We start from the raw sequence: 20,197 nt of genomic DNA, 5'->3' as shown, positions 1-20,197 counted from the left end.
ACCAGCAAGCTTACTGTGGCGAGCAAGCTTGCTTGCGCTGGGGTGCGAAGCGCCCCTAAAAAATCGCCTAACCGCTCGCAATCCAGCGGGAGCTAGTTCTCTCGCCACACACTCAAGGACGCTTAAACTCTTGCCGTAGCGCCTCTATGCGCGGTCGGCACACACAGCCCTCAAGGTGATCATTGACCATCCCCATCGCCTGCATCAGCGCGTACATCGTGGTTGGGCCAACAAAGGTCCAGCCGCGCTTTTTCAAGGCTTTGGACAAACGCACCGACGCCGGTGACGTCGGGTTACCGGTCCAATAAGCCATGTCCACCACCGCCGGGCGTTCCTCTGGCGTGGGTTCAAACGCCCACAACCAGCGTGCCAGCGAACCGGTCTGGTCCACCAACTCACAAGCCCTGCGCGCGTTGTTGATGGTCGAGACAATCTTCGCGCGGTTACGCACGATGCCTGGGTCGTTCATCAGCCGCTCGATATCAGCCTCGGTGTAGTGGGCCACACGGCGAAAATCAAACCCTTCGAACGCCGCCCGAAACTGCTCGCGCTTGCGCAAAATGGTGATCCACGCCATGCCTGCCTGAAAACCTTCCAGGCAAATCTTCTCGTACAACTGGATATCGTCTGCGACCGGCACGCCCCACTCGGCATCGTGGTAACGCGGGTATTCGGCGGCGGCGGTACGCCAGGTGCAGTGCGTCTGCCCGGCTGCGTCGGTGGTCAGTCCCGGTTTATCCATGCATCACCTCGCCAATCAAGGCGCGGATGATAAGCGAAAAAAATTCCCGCCTGCTAACCGCTCAAGCATCACCCTTACCGACCAACTGGTCAGACCGGGACCTGCCAACCGTCGAATATTTACTTGTGATTTGAAAAAAACCCAGCGTAGACTGGCCGCGCACTGGACTTACCGGTAAGACCACAACAATTAAGCCCTGGAACCACCAGGGCACCGAATAGAGATCCCTCCCATGCTCAGATGGTGCTCGCGTTCGATTTTCCTGCAAGTCGTGATTGGCCTGATGCTCGGCATAATTTGCGGCCTGGCCCTTCCCGAATTCTCCTCGCAACTCAAACCCCTGGGTGACGGCTTTATCAAGCTGATCAAAATGCTGATTGGCCTGATCGTATTCTGCGTGGTGGTCAGCGGTATTTCCGGTGCCGGCGACTTGAAGAAAGTCGGGCGCATCGGCTTGAAATCAGTGATCTACTTTGAAGTGCTGACCACCGTCGCCCTGGTGATCGGCCTGATCATGGCCTTCAGCACCGGTATCGGCCAAGGCGCCAATATTCACTTGGAGCAGCTGTCGTCCGCCGGCCTCAATGAGCTGGCCGACAAGGGCCAGCACATACGCGGCACCAGCCAGTTCCTGATGGACCTGATTCCCAATTCAGTAATCGGTGCCTTTGCCGACAACAATGTGCTGCAAGTGCTGCTGTTTTCGGTGCTGTTCGGCAGCGCGCTCAACCTGGTGGGCGAAGCCGCTTCCGGTATCTCACGGCTGATCAACGAGCTTAGCCACGTGATCTTTCGCATCATGGGCATGATCGTGCGCCTGGCGCCAATTGGCGTATTCGGCGCCATTGCCTTCACCACCAGCACCTACGGCCTCGATTCTCTGCAACACCTGGGCAGCCTGGTGGGCTTGTTCTACCTGACCTGCTTTGCCTTTGTCGGGCTGGTGCTGGGCCTGGTGATGCGCTTGTCGGGCCTGCGCATGTTGCCGTTGCTCAAGTACCTGCGCGAAGAGCTGCTGATCGTGATGGGCACTGCCTCCTCCGACGCGGTGTTGCCGCAGATCATGCGTAAACTCGAGCACCTGGGCATTGGCAGCTCCACCGTCGGCCTGGTGATTCCGACCGGTTATTCGTTCAACCTCGACGGTTTCTCGATCTACCTGACCCTGGCCATTGTGTTTATCGCCAATGCCACCGGCACACCGCTGTCGATGACTGATTTGCTGACCATCCTGCTGGTGTCGTTGATCACCTCCAAAGGTGCCCACGGCATTCCAGGTTCGGCGCTGGTGATTTTGGCGGCCACACTGACCGCGATCCCGGCGATTCCGGTGGTGGGCCTGGTGCTGGTGCTGGCGGTGGATTGGTTCATGGGCATTGGCCGCGCGCTGACTAACCTGATCGGCAACTGCGTGGCCACCGTGGCCATCGCCCGTTGGGAAAAAGATATTGATATCGAGCGCGCCAATAAGGTGCTCGATGGCCAGCAAGGGTATGCCTTCCAGGCCAAAAAGCCGGTACTGCCGGCGCATCAGGAGTTCTAGCAACACGATCCAACTGTGGGAGCTGGCTTGTCGGGTCGCCGCATCGCTGCGATAGCGGTGGGTCAGCCATAGAGATGTTGGCTGGCAGTCAGTCATCGCAGCGATGCGGCGACCCGACAAGCCAGCTCCCACATGGAATCGCGACCCTATTGGCAACATCCAAGGAGACGTAGACGTGATCAGCACTTCAACCGTCGTCAACTCAGTCGTAGAAAAACTGCGCGCCGCACTCAAGCGGGGCCAGTGGCGCCAGGGCGACATGCTCCCCGGGCAGCGTGAACTGGCCGAGCAGATGGGCATCAGCCGCCCGAGCCTGCGCGAAGCCGTGATCGTGCTGGAAACCCTCGGCCTGGTGCGTTCGATGCCCGGCAAAGGTGTGGTCGTACTGGAAACCAGCGTCAGTGAGCCGCACGCCAGCGACGCGGTGGCCGACGCCAGCCTCGAAGATATCCTGCAACTGCGCTACACCCTCGAACCTTTCATTGTCGGCCTGGTGGCCCAGTCCATCAGTAGCAAGGAAGTCGGCCAACTGCGCCTGACCTTGATGGACATGCGCGAAGCCCTGGATGCCGGTGACGCCGAAGCGGGCATGAACGCTTACATCGGCTTTCATGAAGAGTTGTTCGCGCTGACTTCCAACCCGATCTTCCAGAACGTGGTGCAGCAAACCAGCAACGCCCTCAAGCAAAGCGCCCAGGTATTGCGCAATTCGCCTGAACACCTGGCCGAACGCCTGCAGGAAAACGAGGCGGTGGTGCGCGCGATCCGCAACAAGAACAGCGCCCTGGCCAGCGCCGAAATGCGCCGGCACATCCTCCAGGAAGGTTTGCGCATGGGCATTCGTTTGAATATCCCGGATGACCATCTGGGCAGCTGATTTTTTGGAGACTGGCCATGAGCGCCCACGCCCTGCAACGCAATGCCGTCCTCCCTGCCCTGCGCCTGGTTGGCGGCAAAAAACCTTCGGTGGATGACATCTACCCACGCCTGTTCGACGCCATCCTCGAACAACGCATCGCCCCGGCCAGCCGGTTTACCGAAGAGAGCCTGGGCGAAACCTTTGGCGTTAGCCGCAGCGTGATCCGCCGGGTATTGGCCAAGCTGTCCCATCAGCAAGTGATCATCCTGCGCCCCAACCAGCGCGCCCAGGTGGCGGCACCGGATGCGCAGCAGACGCGGCAGATTCTCGAAGCACGGCGGCTCACGGAGCTGACGGTGGTACAACTGGCTTGCGTACAGGCCACGCCTGCGCACGTTCGCCAACTGCGCGAGCTGATCGCGCGTGAACGCGAGTGCATCGAGCGCGATCAACGCGGCCCGGCGATTCGCCTGTCCGGGGAATTCCACCTGCAACTGGCTGCAATGGCACGCAACGCGCCATTGGCACAGTTCCTCAACAGTTTGGTGCCGTTGACGTCGTTGATCATTGCGCAATATGAAGCGAAAGCCTGCACGTACTGCGCGTGGCAGGAGCATCTTGCGATTGTGGATGCGGTCGAGCAACGCGACGTGCACAGCGCGACAAGCCTGATGACGCGGCATCTGGATCACCTGGAAGCCAAACTGCTTAGTCGTCATACCCTCACTGCGCTTGAGTAGCGCTGGCGAGTACAGCCCATTGTCGGTGTTGAGGGGTAAACAAGGCACACACTGACAACTCGCTTGGGAAACGCCCTACATTTCCAGCGCTCGCGAAGCAGCAGAATGCATTCATTCCTAACAGAAAGTCCTACATACGAATGAATACTTCTATGCGACCTCTCACCTTTACCTTGCTCGCCGCCCTTTTTATCCCATTGCTCACTGCGTATGCACACGCCGGTGAAGAGGCAATCATCACTCCTGGGCACCCCGTGTGGCTGCTTGAGCGGCCCGACGTCGACAGCCCGATGTTGACCACCGCACGGACTTTTGGTGACAGCACTTATAACGATTTCCACACCAAGGCCAGCCTGCAAATCAGCTGCCACCCGCAAAACCCAACGGCCTGGCTGGCGCTGCAAATAACCCCGGAACCGCTGGGCTTCGACATTGAGCCATTTCATGGCAAAGACGCCAGCACCCAAGGGCCTTTGCGTATGACGACGGGAACCCGCACGGCCATCGAGTTGGCAGTCAATGGCGTTTGGACGTACGCCGGGGTTTTCCAGATAGGCGCGGTCTTTGCGCTCAGCACCCAGGTGCCGCGCGATGAACTGGCCTACTGGGCCAGTGATGCCTCACGGGGCCAGACGTTGAAACTTTTGTTGGCCCCTGCCCTGGCAGGCGGCAAGCCGCTGACGGCAACCTTTACATTGCCGGCAAACAACAATGGGTTGAAAAAAGTTATTCAGCCGTGCCTGGGAAAGGTCGGCGCGTGAGAGCGCCTGGACACAGTGTGGGAGCTGGCTTGCCTTATGCCAGTCAGCTAAGACATAGCCGGTAATTGTGGCGAGGGAGCTTGCTCCCGCTGGACTGCGTAGCAGTCCCATTTTTGGGGCCGCTCCGCGCCCCAGCGGGAGCAAGCTCCCTCGCCACAGGTTACTGGTTGTCAGTTCTAGCTCTTGACTGGCAGGCATTATGGCTTGTCTGCGATGGCGGTGGGTCAGCCAGCCCTCTTTTCACTCAAAGACCGCTATCGCAGGCAAGCCAGCTCCCACATTGGGTTTGTGGTGTTTGGTGAAGGGTGTTCCAACAAAAAGCCCCCGCATCTCACGATGCGGGGGCTTTTTGTTTTACCGAGGGATCAAGCCGGTTGCAGCACCGACTGACCGCTCAACGCCAGGTCGAGCAACTCACGGTTGGCGACCGCATACATGGCGTAGTCCGTGCCTACCGCTGCACGGATTTCCACCATCATTGCGCGCCAGCGATCGGCCATGTCCTGGTGCTGCTCAAGCCATAGCGCCACGCGGGCCTCCATGTCTTGTGGCGCATCGGCCATTTGCAGAACCGAAATGGTGATCGCCCGTTGCTGCCAGTCCACGTCGTCGCGGAACGCTTCGCGAGCCTGGGCCTGCCAGTTGTTGGCCACCGGCAGATCGCTGATCTGCTGCAGGTACCACGGCAGGTCCAGCGCGCTGCCGACGGCGAAGTAGGCCTTGGCCACTTCGGCGGCGTCATGCCCGGTCACGTCTGCGGCTTCGATGATCGGCAGCAAGGTGTACAGGTGGGTAGTGCCTGCAACCATGCGTGCCAACAACTCCGGTACGCCGGCTTCGGTGTAGGCCTGGTAGCGGTTCTGCCAGCCTTCGCGGGTCGGGCCTTCCAGCAGTTCGTCGAGCTTGAGGCCCAACGCCGCCAGGTGCGGACCGAAGTGCGCGGTGTCACGACCAGCGTCCTGCTCGTTGCGACGGCTGCGCAGGAACCAGCGCGTGGCACGACGGCCCAGGCGCATCAGCTCATCCATCAGCTCCAGTTGCACGTCAGCGGACACCTGGTGGTCCAGGGCTTCGATCTGACGGAACCAGTGCGGGAGGTGGAAGATGTCACGCACGATCACATAAGCGCCCGCCACGTTCGCCGGGCTCATGCCGGTCGACTCTTTGAGTCGCTGAACGAAGGTGATGCCCATGTGGTTGACCAGGTCGTTGGCGATCTGGGTGCTGACGATTTCGCGCTTGAGACGGTGACGACGCATGGCTTCGCCGAACTTGGCGACCAGGCTCGGTGGGAACGCGGTCTCCATGTCCCGGGTCAGGTAGTCGTCGTCCGGCACCAGCGACTTGAGCAGGGCTTCCTTGAGGTCGATCTTGCTGTAGGAGATCAACACCGACAGCTCAGGACGGGTCAGGCCCTTACCAGTGGAGGCACGCTCGACAAGCTGTTCTTCGGTCGGCAGGTACTCGATGGCGCGGTCCAGCTTGCCACGGCCTTCCAGGTCGCTCATCAGGCGCTTGTACTCAGCGGCACGCTCGTAAGCCTTGCGCGCGGCCAGGGACAGAGCCTGGGTCTGCTTGTAGTTGTTGCCCAACACCAGGTTGCCGACTTCGTCGGTCATGCTCGCCAGCAACTGGTTGCGCTGCTTGTCGGTCATGTCACCGGCCTGCACCACTTCGTTGAGCAGGATCTTGATGTTCACTTCGTGGTCGGAGCAATCCACACCACCGGCGTTGTCGATGAAGTCGGTGTTGGAGCCGCCGCCATTGAGGCCGAATTCCACACGGCCCAATTGGGTCATGCCGAGGTTACCGCCCTCGCCCACCACCTTGCAGCGCAGCTCGTTGCCATTCACGCGCAGCGCGTCGTTGGCCTTGTCGCCTACATCGGCGTGGCTTTCGGTACTGGCCTTGACGTAAGTACCGATACCGCCGTTCCACAACAGGTCCACCGGCGCCTTGAGCAAGGCGTTGAGCAGTTCGGTCGGGGTCAGCTTGTCGGCCGAGATGTCGAAGCGTTCTTTCATCTGGGGCGAAATGGCGATGCTTTTGGCACTGCGCGAGAAGATCCCACCGCCTTCGGACATGATGCTGGTGTCGTAGTCGGTCCAGGCCGAACGCGGCAGCTCGAACATGCGCTGACGTTCGACAAAGCTGGTCGCCGGGTTCGGGTTCGGATCGATAAAGATATGCAGGTGGTTGAAGGCCGCGACCAGTTGCAGCTTGTCGGACATCAGCAAGCCGTTACCGAACACGTCACCGGCCATATCGCCGACGCCCACCACGGTGATGCTGTCTTCCTGCACGTTGATGCCGCGCTCACGGAAGTGACGCTGCACACCCACCCACGCGCCCTTGGCGGTGATGCCCATTTTCTTGTGGTCGTAACCGGCCGAACCACCGGAAGCGAACGCATCGCCCAGCCAGAAGCCGTAGTCGATGGCAATGCCGTTGGCGATGTCGGAGAAGGTCGCAGTGCCCTTGTCCGCCGCAACCACCAGGTACGGATCATCGTCGTCATGGCGCACGACGTTGACCGGTGGCACCAGAGCGCCGTCCTTGAGGTTGTCGGTAATGTCCAACAGGCCCGAAATGAAGATGCGGTAGCAGGCGATGCCCTCGGCCGCGATCTCGTCGCGGGTGCCGCCCAACGGCAGGCGACGCGGCAGGAAGCCGCCTTTGGCGCCCACCGGCACGATCACCGAGTTCTTCACTTGCTGGGCTTTTACCAGGCCGAGCACTTCGGTACGGAAGTCTTCTTCACGGTCGGACCAGCGCAGGCCGCCACGCGCAACGTTACCAAAGCGCAGGTGGACGCCTTCAACGCGCGGCGAGTACACGAAGATTTCAAATTTCGGCACCGGCTTGGGCAGCTCAGGAATCGCACGCGGGTCGAACTTGAAGCTGAAGTACGACTTGTTCTGGCCGTTGGCGTCGGTCTGGTAGAAGTTGGTACGCAGGGTGGCCTTGATCAGGTCCAGGTAGCGACGCAGGATGCGGTCTTCGTTAAGCACCTGAACATCATCCAGGGCCGTAAGAATAGCTTGTTCCAGGCGTTGCTGCTTGTCTTCCAGGTCGTCAGCGGTGAGCTTGCGCGCCAGGTAGAAGCGGGTCTTGAACAACCGGGTCAACTCACGCGCGATGTCGGTGTGGTTGTTCAGGGTGCTGGCGATGTAACCCAGGTCGAAGCCCAGGCGGATCTGCTTGAGGTAACGGGCGTAAGCACGCAGCAGCGCCACGTCGCGCCAAGGCAGGCCGGCGGTAAGTACCAGGCGGTTGAACGCATCGTTTTCGGCATCACCATGCACGATGTGCACGAACGCGTCTTGCAGCGTGTCGTTGAGCTGCTGGATGTCCAGGTTCACGCCTTCGGCAGCGATGAAGGCAAAATCATGGATCCAGAACTCACGGCCATTGGCGTGACGCAGGCGGTACGGGAACTCACCCAGCACGCGCAGGCCAAGGTTTTCCAGGATCGGCAGCACGTCGGACAGCGCCAGTGGCGTGTCGGCGTGGTAGAGCTTGCAATGCAGCTCACGCTGGCCGGAGACCTGGCCCAGCGGCTGGTAGAAGCTCATGACCAACGGGTTGGCTTCGGTCAGGCTGTTGAGGTGCTGCATATCGACCACAGCCGAATGCGCGGCAAAACGCTCGCGGTAACCTGCCGGGAAACCTTTCGGGAAGTCTGCCAGCACGTTGGTGCCCTGCGCTTCGCCGAAGCTTTCCACCACCAGGCTGGCGTAGTCGTCCTGCCAGCTGCGGCAGGCCTGCACCACTTCTTTTTCCAGTTGAACCGGGTCGATGTCCAGGCGGTTCTTCGGGTCCACCCGCAGAATCAGCTGCACACGGGCCAGTACGGACTCGGAGAAGAAGGTCCAGAACTCGCAGTCCGAGGCTTTCAGGCGATCCATCAGCACTTGCTGGATCTTCTGGCGCACTTCGGTGGAATAGATATCGCGCGGCACGTAGGCCAGGCAGTAGCAGAAACGGCCGTACGGGTCTTTGCGCAGGAACACGCGGATCTTGTTGCGCTCCTGGATCTGCACGATCGACATCACGGTGTTGAACAGCTCGTCGACCGGGGTCTGGAACAGGTCATCACGCGGCAAGACTTCAACCACCTGGGCCAGCTCTTTGCCCAAGTGCGCCTTGGCCTGGAAGCCCGAGCGACGCTCGATTTCCGCGACTTTACGGCGGATGTAAGGGATAACACGCACGCTTTCGCCGTACACCGACGAGGTGTACAGGCCCATGAAACGGTGTTCCTTGATGACCTTGCCGTCGGCGCTGATCTCACGGATCGACACGTAGTCCGGGTAAGCCGGGCGGTGTACGCGGCTTGGGTGCGCGGCCTTGGCGAACGACAGTACGGTCGGTTCACGCAGGTAGGCCACGGCATAGTCTTCGATGCGCGTGTCTTCGGCGGTGAGGCCGGCACGCAGCAATTTGGTCAGACCGAGGAAGGAGCCGGTGTCATATTCGATATGACCGCCGTCCGCCTCGTCACGTACCACAAACTCTTCATAGCCAAGGAAGGTGAAGTGGTTGCCCACCAGCCATTCCAGGAAGCTCTTGATCTCGGCTTTTTCTTCGCCGTCGATGCTGAACTGGCTCGCGTCGATACCGGCCAGCAGGTCCTGGACCTTGGCTTTCATCGGCTCGAAGTCGGCCACGGCCACGCGCACTTCGCCCAACACTTGCTCAAGCTCTTTGCTCAGCACGTTGAGTTCGGCGGCATTCGCGCAACGGTCGATTTCCAGGTACATCAGCGATTCTTGCTGGATGCCTTCGCCCTGGGTGCCTTTTGGCAGGATTTCCAGCAACTCGCCTTTTTTGCCGCGACGCACGCTGAGCACGGTGGTTTGCAGGGTGTGGATGCTGTAGCCACGGCGGTTCAGCTCGGTACGTACCGAGTCGACCAAAAAGGGCAGGTCATGGTGCAGCACTTCGACTGCGGTGTGGGTCGACTGCCAGCCATGACGTTCGTAATCGGGGTTGTAGACCCGCACTTGCGGTTGGGTATGGTCAAAGCGCTCAAGCAGGCGCCAGGCAGACAGGGTGCAACCGGCCAGGTCGGAAAGGCGACGCTGGGTCAGTTCGTCCAGGGAAATAATGCCGAAAAATTGCTCAGCGAACAGCGCCACTTGTGGCAGTGCCTGTTCACTGATGTGCTGCGCCAGTGCCGCTTGCAGTTGATGCTGGAAGTCGGACTTGCTGGCTGCGGTGAAGAACGCCATCTGTGGTACTCCGCTTGGGCTTGTTATTGATGGAAGCGTCGCGTGTTATCCCCTTGCGGGGAGACCGTCAGCTCTGTTCGTCGCTAACCATATAACGAATCGAGGTGACAGGTGGGTGAAGCTGGACAAGACAATGAGGTCACATACAACTTCCATAAGATGTACGCCACGCCAGGCGACGGTACGACGGGCAGGTCAGGCTCCCGGCACAGGGCACATCCGTTGCGCAGCTTAACGAGTGTAGGAAGACAGCTGCTTGCGACGCTGCGACATATTCGGTCATCGGTACGCAGGCTTGGGGTTGCGACTTGGGCAACCCGGATTTTTCCGAGGAAAAACCGGCTACTTTCAACCTTTCGAGTATCAAAAATGACTGGTATTGCCCGTCAGGTCATGCTCTGGGTCTGACACAGAATGCAGCACAAAATTCGCCGCAATGGCACAATTGCCTCGCTGCGCTCTCCCCCCTACAGGATTTCCCATGCTGCAAATGAACACCGATGCACTGATGGCCACACCCTGCGACGACGAAGAAGACAACATGGCCATGCTTTGCTGCCACGGCAAAAATGGCGAGATGTTCATGCTCAGCCGTTACCCGGACGAAGATGAGGTTGAGCTGACCTGGGACTATGAGCCGTCGACCCTGGATGGGCTGAAAGTCACCTTGAGCGACACCACCCTGGTGATTGAACTGGCGGCGGGCGACGCCGATGCGCTGGGCAGCAAGGACTGTTTGGAGATCACCCATACCACCGCCGTATCGGATTTGGCTGAAGTAGAAGAAACCTTGCAGAACATCCTCAAGGGCACCGGTACTTTTACCCGAATTTAGGCTGTTACAAAGCTCAAATGTGGGAGCTGGCTTGCCTGCGATGGCATCACCGCGATCTGACAGTGATACCGAGGTGCGCGCATCGCCGCAGTGGGGTGGTGGGAGTACATATCCGTTGCTGCGGTAACGGCTTCTATTGGTTCCGCTCTTACAGCGGGTCACTTTTGTAAAGACACAAAAGTAACCAAAAAGTCTTCGCCCCAACACTCGGTGCCTCGCTTAGGCTCGGCATGCCCGCAATCCGCCAGTGATTTGGGGGGCCGCCGCGATGGGCCATCCTTGGCCCAGCGCGGCTAAACCGGCATCCCTGCCGGTTTACCCCCCAAATCCCTGTCAGATTCCGGCCATCGTGTTTAACGGGGCGATTTCAGATCAAGATCAAAAGCGCAGATCAAAAGACCGCTGACTTCGTCATCGAAAAGGATGTAAGGGCCAGAGCAACAGCAACAGCAACAGCAACAGCAACAGCAGAGCCATGCTCGGTCTAATGTGGGAGCTGGCTTGCCTGCGATAGCATCAACTCTGTGTAACTGATGTACCGAGGTGTCTGCATCGCAGGCAAGCCAGCTCCCACAGAAAAGCAGCTCTTCAGTGTATTCAGATAGGCTTTTGCCTTGCACTTGATCTGGCTTTTGATTCAACCACTCAGGTCGGCTTTCAGGCCGCCGTGCTGTAGATCTTGATCTTGATCTGCTTTTGATCTGAGACGCCCCGTTAACCACGATGGCCGAACGCAGGCTTGAATCCGTGGGTAACCCGGCAGGACGCCGGGTTAGCCGCGCTGGGCCAAGGATGGCCCATCGCGGCGGCCCACGGATTCAAGCCGGAGTGAGGGCACACCGAGCCTAAGCGAGGGGCCGAGGGGTGGGGCACAGACCTTTTGGTTACTTTTGGGGCGTTTGCCAAAAGTGACCCGCTGTAAGAGCGGAACCAATAGAAGCCGTTACCGCAGCAACGGATATGTACACCGACAAACCGCCATCGCAGGCAAGCCAGCTCCCACAGGGGCCGAGCATCCCCCCAGTGGAATTTGTGCGCTGCACACAAAAATCCTACAAGTTTTGCTAAAAATACCCACCACTCCGTTAGTCGCCACACCCCGCGATGCTTTAAAGTAGACACCCCAGGCCCGGCGGATTTTCTCGACGTTGGGGCTCATCTCTCCAGGAACCGTCATCGATGGAACATCGTGAAGCGCTGCTTGCGCTGCGAACCTTTCTTTCTACGCAGATTCTCGGCCAGGAAAAACTCATCGATCGCCTGCTGATCGCCCTGCTCGCCGACGGCCATATGCTAGTCGAAGGCGCACCGGGCCTGGCCAAGACCAAGGCCATCAAAGAGCTGGCCGAAGGCATTGAAGCGCAGTTCCATCGTATCCAGTTCACCCCCGACCTGCTGCCCGCCGACATCACCGGCACCGAGATCTACCGCCCGGAAACCGGCAGCTTCGTATTCCAGCAAGGCCCCATCTTCCACAACCTGGTGCTGGCGGACGAAATCAACCGCGCCCCGGCCAAGGTGCAATCGGCGCTGCTCGAAGCCATGGCCGAGCGCCAGGTCAGTGTGGGCCGCAGCACCTATGACCTGTCGCCGCTGTTTTTGGTCATGGCCACGCAAAACCCCATCGAGCAGGAAGGCACTTACCCGCTGCCCGAAGCCCAGCTCGACCGGTTCCTGATGCACGTCAAGATCGGCTTCCCGGACGCGGCCGTCGAACGACGCATCCTGCAACAAGCCCGTGGCGAAGCGCTCAATGGCGAAACCAAGCCCGAGCGGCGTGTAAGCCAACAGGCCATCTTTGCGGCGCGCAAGGAAATCCTTGGCCTGTACATGGCCGATGCGGTGGAGGAATACCTGGTGCAACTGGTCATGGCCACACGCACCCCGGCCAAGTTCGACCCCGAAATGGCCGAGTGGATCGCCTATGGCGCCAGCCCACGCGGCTCCATCGCCCTCGACCGCTGTGCCCGTGCGCATGCCTGGCTGGCCGGGCGCGACTTTGTGAGCCCGGAAGATATCCAGGCGGTGCTGTTCGACGTGCTGCGTCACCGCATCATCCTGTCGTTCGAGGCCGAAGCGGCCGGCATTGACCAGGACCGCGTGGTGCAACGCATTCTCGACGTCGTTGCCGTCGCTTGAACCCCATGAATGCCGGCGATGGAATCCGCGTCACGCTCAGCGAATTGATTGAGATGCGCCACCGCGTGCGCGAAGTGCAGCTGTTTTCCACGCCGAGCCAGCGCAGCCCGCTGATTGGCCTGCACCACTCCAAGCTGCGTGGCCGCGGTGTGGACTTCGACCAGGTGCGCGTCTACCAGGCCGGCGACGATGTACGCACCATCGACTGGCGTGTGACGGCGCGCACCCAGGAGCCGCACACCAAGCTGTTCCATGAAGAACGTGAACGACCGATTTTCATCATGGTGGAGCAAAGCTGCCGGCTGTTTTTCGGCTCCGGGCAAATGTTCAAATCGGTGCTCGCCGCCCAAGCGGCCAGCTTGATCGGCTGGGCCGCGCTTGGGCACAACGACCGCGTCGGCGGTTTGGTGTTCGGCGACAGCGAGCACTACGAAATCAAGCCCCGGCGCAGTAAGCAAAGCCTGCTGCAACTGCTCAACCGTCTGGTGCGCGTCAACCAGAGCTTGAATACCGAAAGCCGCCCCGAAGCCGACGCGTTGGGCATGGCCCTGCGCCGGGGTCGTGAAGTGCTGCGCCCGGGCAGCCTGGTGATTGTGATCTGCGATGAGCGCGCCTTGACCGAAGGTGCCGAACAACAGCTGAGCCTGCTGTCACGCCATTGCGACCTGTTGTTGTTGCCGATCTCCGACCCGCTTGACCATGCCCTGCCCGCCGCCGGGCTGCTGCGTTTTGCCGAACGTGGCGCGCAATTGGAGCTGGACACGCTGAATTTCGATTTGCGCCAGGCCTATAAAGCCCAGGCTGAGGAACGCATTGCGCGTTGGGAATTGCTGGCACAGAAGCTGCGCATTCTATTGATGCCCCTGAGCACCCAAAGCGAGATGGTCGAGCAATTGCGCGAATACCTCAACCCGCAACGCCCGGTTAAAAAGCAATGAGCAGCCTCGACCAACTGCAGCCACTGATCGCCCCGCCGGCCATCGGGTTCTGGCCGCCTGCGCCGGGTTGGTGGTTGTTGCTGCTGGTGATTCCACTGTTGGGCTGGGGCCTGTGGTGGTTGCGCCGGTTCCTGCCCACACGCCGCCCCGTGGCCCGCGCCGAACAACCGCTCGACCCGCTGCGCATCGCCGCCCTGGCCGAACTTGCGCTGATGCCCAAACCCTACGGCGGCGCACCCGCCGGTGCCTGGCTGCAACAACTCAATGGCCTGCTCAAGCGCTTGTGCCGCAACGACTACCCGTACAGCCAGAGCCACACCCTCAACGGCCGCAAATGGCTGGCATTCCTCGACAATCGTTGCCCCGCCGCCGGCCTTACGCGCTGGATGGTGTTGGTCGAAGGCGCCTACAAACCCGAATGCAAACTTGACGACAAGGCCATCGCTGGCCTGACCCAAGCCGTCGATACCTGGATTCGCAAACATGTTTGAGTTCGCCTGGCCGTGGATCTTCGCTCTGTTGCCTCTACCGTGGTTGATGCGCTTCATTCTGCCAGTGGCCGACAGCGGCGAGCCCGCGCTGAAGGTCAGCTACCTGGCCGACCTTGAAGGGCTGGCGCGCCGCCGTGCGCGGGTCAACCTGCCCGGCTGGCGCCAGCAAGCGCCGTTCGTGGTGTTGTGGCTGCTGCTGCTGACCGCCGCAGCGCGCCCGGAATGGCTCGGCGAACCGCTGCCGATTGCCGCCAGCGGCCGTGATTTACTGGTGGCCGTGGATGTGTCCGGCTCCATGGATTTCCCTGATATGCACTGGCAGGACGATGACGTCAGCCGCCTGAGCCTGGTGCAGCATTTGCTTGGGGACTTCCTGGAAAGCCGCGAAGGCGACCGCGTAGGCCTGATTCTGTTTGGCAGCCAGGCTTACCTGCAAGCACCGCTGACCTTCGACCGGCGCACTGTGCGCACTTGGCTGGATGAGGCCCGTATCGGCATCGCCGGCAAAAACACCGCCATCGGCGATGCGATTGGCCTGGCCCTGAAACGCCTGCGCCAGCGCCCGGCGCAAAGCCGCGTACTGATCCTGGTTACCGATGGCGCCAACAACGCCGGGCAGATCGACCCGCTGACCGCTGCGCGCCTGGCGGCCGAAGAAGGCGTAAAAATCTACCCGATCGGCATCGGCGCCGACCCGGAGCAAACCGGCTCGCTGGGCATCTTGGGCGTCAACCCGAGCCTGGACCTGGATGAACCGGCCTTGAAGGCCATCGCGGACGCCACCGGGGGCCGCTACTTCCGCGCCCGCGACGGCGACGAGCTGCAAAAAATCAAACAAACCTTGGACCAGCTTGAGCCCGTCGCCCAACAGCCGACCCAGGCACGCCCGGCCCAGGCGCTGTATAGCGCGCCGCTGGCGTTGGCGTTGATCCTGAGCATGTTGCTGGTGGTGCAGGAACGCTGGCCCAACAACGCCTTGCAACGCGCCTTCAATAAACTCTCGACCAAGGGCATTTTCCTGCAACAGCACCCGCAATGGCGCCAACGCCTCAAACGCCTGCGCTTGCGGAGGCGTCGATGATCGACCTGTGGCCACACTGGTTCCGCCCTGGGTGGTTGTTGCTGCTGCCGCTGCTCGGCTGGCTGCTGTGGCAGCTGTGGCACCGGCAAAAGCGCGCCGGGCGTTGGCAGATGATTTTGCCGCCGGCGTTTCATGCGGTGCTGCTCAGCGGCGGTAATGGCCGCGAGAGCAAATCGCCCTGGGTGGTGCTGGGCATCGCCTGGCTGCTGGCCGTGCTGGCATTGCTTGGCCCCAGTTGGCAAAGGGTTGAACAGAACAGCCAAAAACCGGCCGACCCGGTGGTGGTGCTGTTGGAGCTGACCCCGGAAATGCTCGCCACCGACAGCCCGCCCAATCGTTTGGAGCAGGCGCGGCGCAAGCTCTACGACTTACTGCAAGCACGCGACAACGCGCCCACCGCTATCGTCGTGTATGCCGGCAGCGCGCACACGCTGGTGCCGCTGTCGGACGACCTGGCCACCAGCCGCAACCTGCTCGAAGCGCTGCGCCCCTCGATCATGCCCGAGCCCGGCCATCGCGCCGACCTGGCGGTAGAAAAAGCCCTGAGCCTGCTCAAGCAAGCCGGCCTCGGCCAGGGGCGGCTGTTGCTGGTGGGCTCGTCGCTGTCCAAACAGGAACGCCAGGGCATCCGCCTGCAGTTGCAAGGCGCTCAGGCCCCGAGCCTGTCGATCCTCGGCATCGGCAGCCGCGAAGGCACGCCGGTGACCCAGGAAAGCGGCGAGTTCCTCAAAGATGACCAGGGTGCCATCCTGGTGCCGCGCCTCGACAGCCCGACGCTCAAGGCATTCGCCAGTGAAATGGGCGGCCGTTACCGCGCCGCGCGCCTGGACGACAAAGACCTGCGCCAGCTCAACCTGCTCGACGGCCCGCAACAACTGCGCAATGACGGTCAGTTGCTGCACCTCGATACCTGGGCCGACCAGGGTTACTGGTTGCTGCTGCCCCTGCTGCTGCTCGCCGCGTGTGCGGGCCGCCGTGGCTGGCTGTTCTGCTTGCCGTTGCTGCTGTTGGGCGCGCCGCAGCCCAGCTATGCCTTTGAACTCCAGGACCTGTGGCTGCGGCCCGACCAGCAAGGCCAATACCTGCTGAAGAAACAACGCCCGAGCGAGGCCGCCGAACACTTCGAAGACCCGCAATGGCAAGGCGTGGCACTCTATGAGGCGGGCAACTACGCCGAGGCGATCAAGCGCTTTGCCCAGGGCAATGACGCGTATTCGCACTACAATCGCGGGAATGCCCTGGCCAAATCCGGCGAACTTGAAGCCGCCATCGACGCTTATGAACAAGCGCTCGAAGCCCAGCCCGACCTGCAACCGGCGCTGAAAAACAAAGCGCTGGTCGAAGCCCTGATCCAGGAAAAAGCCCAGCCGGAGCCGGCCAAGCCGGTCAAAAATGAGGATGACGAAACCACCCAACCCGGCCAAACTGCGCAGCCGGGCGCCAGCGGGCAAAGTACCCACAGCGGCGAGCAGTCGCCCCAAGGCCAAGGCCAAGCCAGTGCCGGCGATAACCAGACGGGCGCCACCCCCAAAGCCGGCGGCAACGACGTACCGGGCAGCGAGCTAGGGGACGAGCACACCACCACCCCGCCCTTGCGCCCCGCCGATGCGAGCATCGATGGCGAACACCGTCAGGCGCTGGAGCAATGGCTGCAGCAGATCCCGGACAACCCCGGCGAGTTGCTGCGGCGTAAATTCTGGTACGAACAGCAACAACATCAGGACAAGACTCGATGAGCCGCCGCACCACCCTTCTGCTCCTGCTTGCACTCTCGGCAGGCCACGCCCAGGCGGCTAACCTGGTGGCGAGTGTCGACCGCGCCCGCGTCAATTCCGGCGAAACGGTGGAGTTGACGGTGGAGTCCAGCGACGTCACCCAGTTCGGCAAACCCGACTTGTCACCCCTGGATGCGCAGTTTGAAGTCAGCGGCACGCGCCAGATCAACCAGCTCACCACCTTGGGCGGCGATAACCACGCCACCACGCGCTGGATCATCACGTTGCTGCCCAAGGAAAACGGCACCGTGGTGATTCCACCGCTGCAAGTGGGCGAGCTCAAGACCCAGCCGATCAGCCTGCAAGTGCTGGAAACCGCCAGCCAGAACACCAGTGCTGAACTGGCCCCGGTGTTTATCGAGGCCAACCTCGACCAGCGCAGTGTGTATGTGCAGGCCCAGGCGCTGTTGACCGTGCGCGTGTACCACTCGGTGTCGCTGTACGACGACAGCAGCCTCACGCCGTTGCAAATCCCCGATGCGCGCATTGAACAATTAGGCGAGTCACGCACTTACGAAAAGGTCATCAACAGCATCCGCCACGGCGTGATCGAAACCCGTTATGCGATTTACCCGCAGCACAGCGGTGCCTTGGTGATACCGGCGCAAACCTTCAGCGCCACCCTGGTCGAATCACGCCCGCCACAAGAGAACACGCTGCAAGGCACCAAACCAGGCAAGTTGATTCACGTAAGCTCGGCCGACATCGCGCTCGCCGTCAAACCCAAGCCGGAGTTCTACCCCGCCGACGCCGCCTGGCTGCCTGCCCGCAGCCTGACCCTGAGCGAAGCCTGGAACCCCGAGCCTGATCACGTTCAGGTTGGCGACTCCCTGACCCGTAGCCTCACGGTCAAGGCCGAGGGCCTGTCCAGCGCCCAATTGTCGGCACTGCCCACCAGCGAGATCAATGGCCTGCGCCGTTACCCGGACCAACCGGTGCTCGCCAACCAGAACAGCGACCGTGGCCTGATCGGCAGCCGTGAAGACCGCGAAGCCCTGGTGCCAACCCGCGCCGGCAGCGTGGAAATGCCCGCAGTGGAAGTGGTGTGGTGGAACACCCACGAAGATCACCTGGAACGCACCAGCCTGCCCGCGCGCACACTGCAAGTGGCGGCCAACCCAAGCCTGGTGGTGGACACGCCCGCCACGCCGACAGTCATTACCGCACCGGACGATGACCGGCTGTGGTTGTGGCAACTGAGCACCTTGATACTTGCCTGCACCACGCTGTTGGGTTTCGGCCTGTGGTGGCGCGCACGTCGCCAACCTGCCGTGCAACGCGCCGTACAAACCGGCCCGAGCCCGCGCTCGCTGTTGGACGACCTCAAGCGCGCCACCCAGGCCAACGACCCGCAAGCCACGCGCCAGGCACTGGACGCCTGGGCGCGGCAACAGCCGCAAACCCTGGCGGATATGGCAGCCCGTTTTGTGCCGTTGTCGGATGCCTTGGATGGGTTGAACGGCGCACTGTACAGCGAGAGTGGCCAGTATTGGCTGGGTGAGGATCTGTGGCGCGCGGTCAAGGCCATCCCGATGGTGGAGCGCGAGCAAGACCCGGCGACGGATAGCACCAGCTTGCCGCCGTTGTATCCCAAGTAAATCTCTACCTACCTGACAGCACAAACCCCAGGTGGGAGCTGGCTTGTGTGGAAGCTGGCTTGTGTGGGCATGGCTTAAACGGCAGTCAAGCCTCAGTCAAACGTTAACGATAAGTGTCGCGGTAGTTGCCTTCAGCGGTCACGTTAGCGTCATTGGTCCATTCCAGCAGATGGTCGCGGTTCAGAGCGTGGTAGCCCTGTTCAATAAAACCCTCCCATGCCCCGGCTGGCGTGCCGAATGCGGCGTTACCGTTGCTGGTGTAGCCCTCCAGAACCCCATTGTTCGAGTAGTGACCACGGTCTTCGCCGACAGCGGTCAACGACGTATCAATCCAGTTGAGAACCCGGGCAGCATTGTAGGCAGCGTCCGCCCTCGACGCCGGATCAGGGTTGCTGGCGGTCCAATCACCCAGGCGTTCCTTAATGAGTGCCAGGTGGATGTCTTTTTGAGACCCCAGTTTTTTTAAAATGGGGTTGTCGAGAATGATCTGCTCGGCGGTTCGACGATCATTCTCGGGCCGCGGGACGTTCTGCGTGGGAACGCTGCCCAAGGCTTTTTCACCGGTGGTGGCAACTGAAGACGTAGAGAGCGCCACAGTGACGTGTGCAGGACTTAGCAATTGCTCAAATAAAGGCCTGATCAATTGAAAACCAAAAGAAAAATTAAGCATCTGAATAACCTTTGAAAATAGGCAGAGAGAGGCCACCGCGAAGCGGGGGTACACAAGGTAGTTGTCACCCGTCAGGCGCCCAGTTCCGTCTAGATTGCAAGGATTGTTTCGCGTTATTAAAGGCCAGCAGTCCATATCCCTTTAATTTGCGGGAAGTTTCCTAGACAATCCTTGGGCCTTGCGTCTGCTCACTTCACTGGCTAGCCTTCGCTCCGTCGCTGCATATCAGCGATCGGGTGTGAGAACCTGTGAACCAGTAGGCGCCAAGCGCCGCAACCGCGAGCAACCTGCTCTATGGCGGCTGTGTGCAGGCAGACTTCGGTCTGGCTGGAGTCCTACTGTCCGGTATTCTCACCCTGCACATAGCTGCCACCCTTTTGTCGAGTGAGACCGACATCCGGATGGCTCCTTTTTCAGTAGGAATATCCGCATGACCAAAATCGTCCCAGACCCACCCCGCTTCACCCCCGACCGCGAAATCTTTGAGCGCGCCCTGAGCCACTACCTGCAACCCGCCGCACCGCCGTCCTTCACCGTGCATCACGACCTCAGCTTCGAAGACGCCCTCGCCCAAATCTGCGACGTGCTGCGCTGTGCAGCCGCCACTGCCGCAGGCACGCGCCAAACGCTGACAGGCGATGAACGCCACATGGCCGGCGCCACCGAGCACTTGGTCAACCAGGCCAAAACCCTCGCCGACCGTGCGCTGGAGTGCATGAACGCCGCGTAACGCCTGCGGGAGCTGGCCTAGGGCAATAAAAAATCCGATGCCAGTGACCCGGCATCGGATT

At 61.0% G+C, this 20,197-nt stretch carries 15 protein-coding genes; 12 read left to right on the top strand and 3 right to left on the bottom strand.

The window, feature by feature from the left end; translation table 11 throughout:
• Nucleotides 1–112: 112 nt before the first annotated feature.
• Complete coding sequence (locus P5706_RS14220; protein ID WP_200433399.1) at nucleotides 113–742, bottom strand: DNA-3-methyladenine glycosylase I; 630 nt, start codon at nucleotides 740–742, stop codon at nucleotides 113–115.
• Between the two features lie 217 nt (nucleotides 743–959).
• On the opposite strand from P5706_RS14220, the gene P5706_RS14215 reads away from it, so the two are divergent.
• From P5706_RS14215 to P5706_RS14200, 4 genes are all read left to right on the top strand, one after another.
• Nucleotides 960–2,285: a C4-dicarboxylate transporter DctA gene (locus tag P5706_RS14215; RefSeq protein WP_200433441.1), complete on the top strand. Its 1,326-nt coding sequence runs from the start codon at nucleotides 960–962 to the stop codon at nucleotides 2,283–2,285.
• A gap of 175 nt (nucleotides 2,286–2,460) precedes the next feature.
• Nucleotides 2,461–3,162 (top strand): FadR/GntR family transcriptional regulator, encoded by a 702-nt coding sequence (locus tag P5706_RS14210; RefSeq protein ID WP_200433398.1) that lies wholly within the window; start codon nucleotides 2,461–2,463, stop codon nucleotides 3,160–3,162.
• A gap of 17 nt (nucleotides 3,163–3,179) precedes the next feature.
• Nucleotides 3,180–3,884 carry a GntR family transcriptional regulator gene (locus P5706_RS14205; protein WP_285679612.1) on the top strand — a complete coding sequence of 235 codons (705 nt, stop codon included), beginning with the start codon at nucleotides 3,180–3,182 and terminating at the stop codon, nucleotides 3,882–3,884.
• A 152-nt stretch (nucleotides 3,885–4,036) separates the two neighbouring features.
• Nucleotides 4,037–4,645, top strand: coding sequence for a hypothetical protein (locus tag P5706_RS14200; RefSeq protein ID WP_285679611.1), 609 nt, complete (start codon nucleotides 4,037–4,039; stop codon nucleotides 4,643–4,645).
• Nucleotides 4,646–5,010: 365 nt separating this feature from the next.
• Here the strand turns inward: P5706_RS14200 and P5706_RS14195 are convergent, their stop codons facing one another.
• Nucleotides 5,011–9,879, bottom strand: a complete 4,869-nt coding sequence (locus tag P5706_RS14195) for an NAD-glutamate dehydrogenase (RefSeq protein WP_200433395.1) — start codon at nucleotides 9,877–9,879, stop codon at nucleotides 5,011–5,013.
• A 481-nt stretch (nucleotides 9,880–10,360) separates the two neighbouring features.
• Between P5706_RS14195 and P5706_RS14190 the strand changes: the two genes are divergently transcribed.
• From P5706_RS14190 to P5706_RS14160, 7 genes are all read left to right on the top strand, one after another.
• Nucleotides 10,361–10,714, top strand: a complete 354-nt coding sequence (locus P5706_RS14190) for a hypothetical protein (RefSeq protein WP_285679610.1) — start codon at nucleotides 10,361–10,363, stop codon at nucleotides 10,712–10,714.
• Between the two features lie 1,179 nt (nucleotides 10,715–11,893).
• Nucleotides 11,894–12,853, top strand: coding sequence for an AAA family ATPase (locus P5706_RS14185; RefSeq protein ID WP_003174327.1), 960 nt, complete (start codon nucleotides 11,894–11,896; stop codon nucleotides 12,851–12,853).
• Between the two features lie 5 nt (nucleotides 12,854–12,858).
• On the top strand, nucleotides 12,859–13,791 hold the full coding sequence (locus P5706_RS14180) for a DUF58 domain-containing protein (RefSeq protein ID WP_017136649.1): 933 nt from the start codon (nucleotides 12,859–12,861) through the stop codon (nucleotides 13,789–13,791).
• Nucleotides 13,788–14,282, top strand: coding sequence for a DUF4381 domain-containing protein (locus P5706_RS14175; protein ID WP_285679609.1), 495 nt, complete (start codon nucleotides 13,788–13,790; stop codon nucleotides 14,280–14,282). The genes P5706_RS14180 and P5706_RS14175 overlap by 4 nt, the downstream gene beginning before the upstream one ends.
• Nucleotides 14,275–15,363: a vWA domain-containing protein gene (locus P5706_RS14170; protein WP_219267665.1), complete on the top strand. Its 1,089-nt coding sequence runs from the start codon at nucleotides 14,275–14,277 to the stop codon at nucleotides 15,361–15,363. The genes P5706_RS14175 and P5706_RS14170 overlap by 8 nt, the downstream gene beginning before the upstream one ends.
• On the top strand, nucleotides 15,360–17,099 hold the full coding sequence (locus tag P5706_RS14165; protein WP_200434144.1) for a tetratricopeptide repeat protein: 1,740 nt from the start codon (nucleotides 15,360–15,362) through the stop codon (nucleotides 17,097–17,099). The genes P5706_RS14170 and P5706_RS14165 overlap by 4 nt, the downstream gene beginning before the upstream one ends.
• Complete coding sequence (locus tag P5706_RS14160) at nucleotides 17,096–18,736, top strand: BatD family protein (RefSeq protein WP_200434145.1); 1,641 nt, start codon at nucleotides 17,096–17,098, stop codon at nucleotides 18,734–18,736. The genes P5706_RS14165 and P5706_RS14160 overlap by 4 nt, the downstream gene beginning before the upstream one ends.
• Before the next feature lie 103 nt (nucleotides 18,737–18,839).
• On the opposite strand, the gene P5706_RS14155 is transcribed toward P5706_RS14160, so the two are convergent.
• Nucleotides 18,840–19,406, bottom strand: coding sequence for a hypothetical protein (locus P5706_RS14155; protein ID WP_285679608.1), 567 nt, complete (start codon nucleotides 19,404–19,406; stop codon nucleotides 18,840–18,842).
• Between the two features lie 430 nt (nucleotides 19,407–19,836).
• Between P5706_RS14155 and P5706_RS14150 the strand changes: the two genes are divergently transcribed.
• Nucleotides 19,837–20,136, top strand: coding sequence for a DUF6124 family protein (locus P5706_RS14150; RefSeq protein ID WP_285679607.1), 300 nt, complete (start codon nucleotides 19,837–19,839; stop codon nucleotides 20,134–20,136).
• Nucleotides 20,137–20,197: the final 61 nt, after the last annotated feature.

Source organism: Pseudomonas sp. ChxA (assembly GCF_030263855.1).
GTDB lineage: Bacteria > Pseudomonadota > Gammaproteobacteria > Pseudomonadales > Pseudomonadaceae > Aquipseudomonas > Aquipseudomonas fluorescens_CB.
This window is presented reverse-complemented; position numbering and strand designations above follow the sequence as displayed.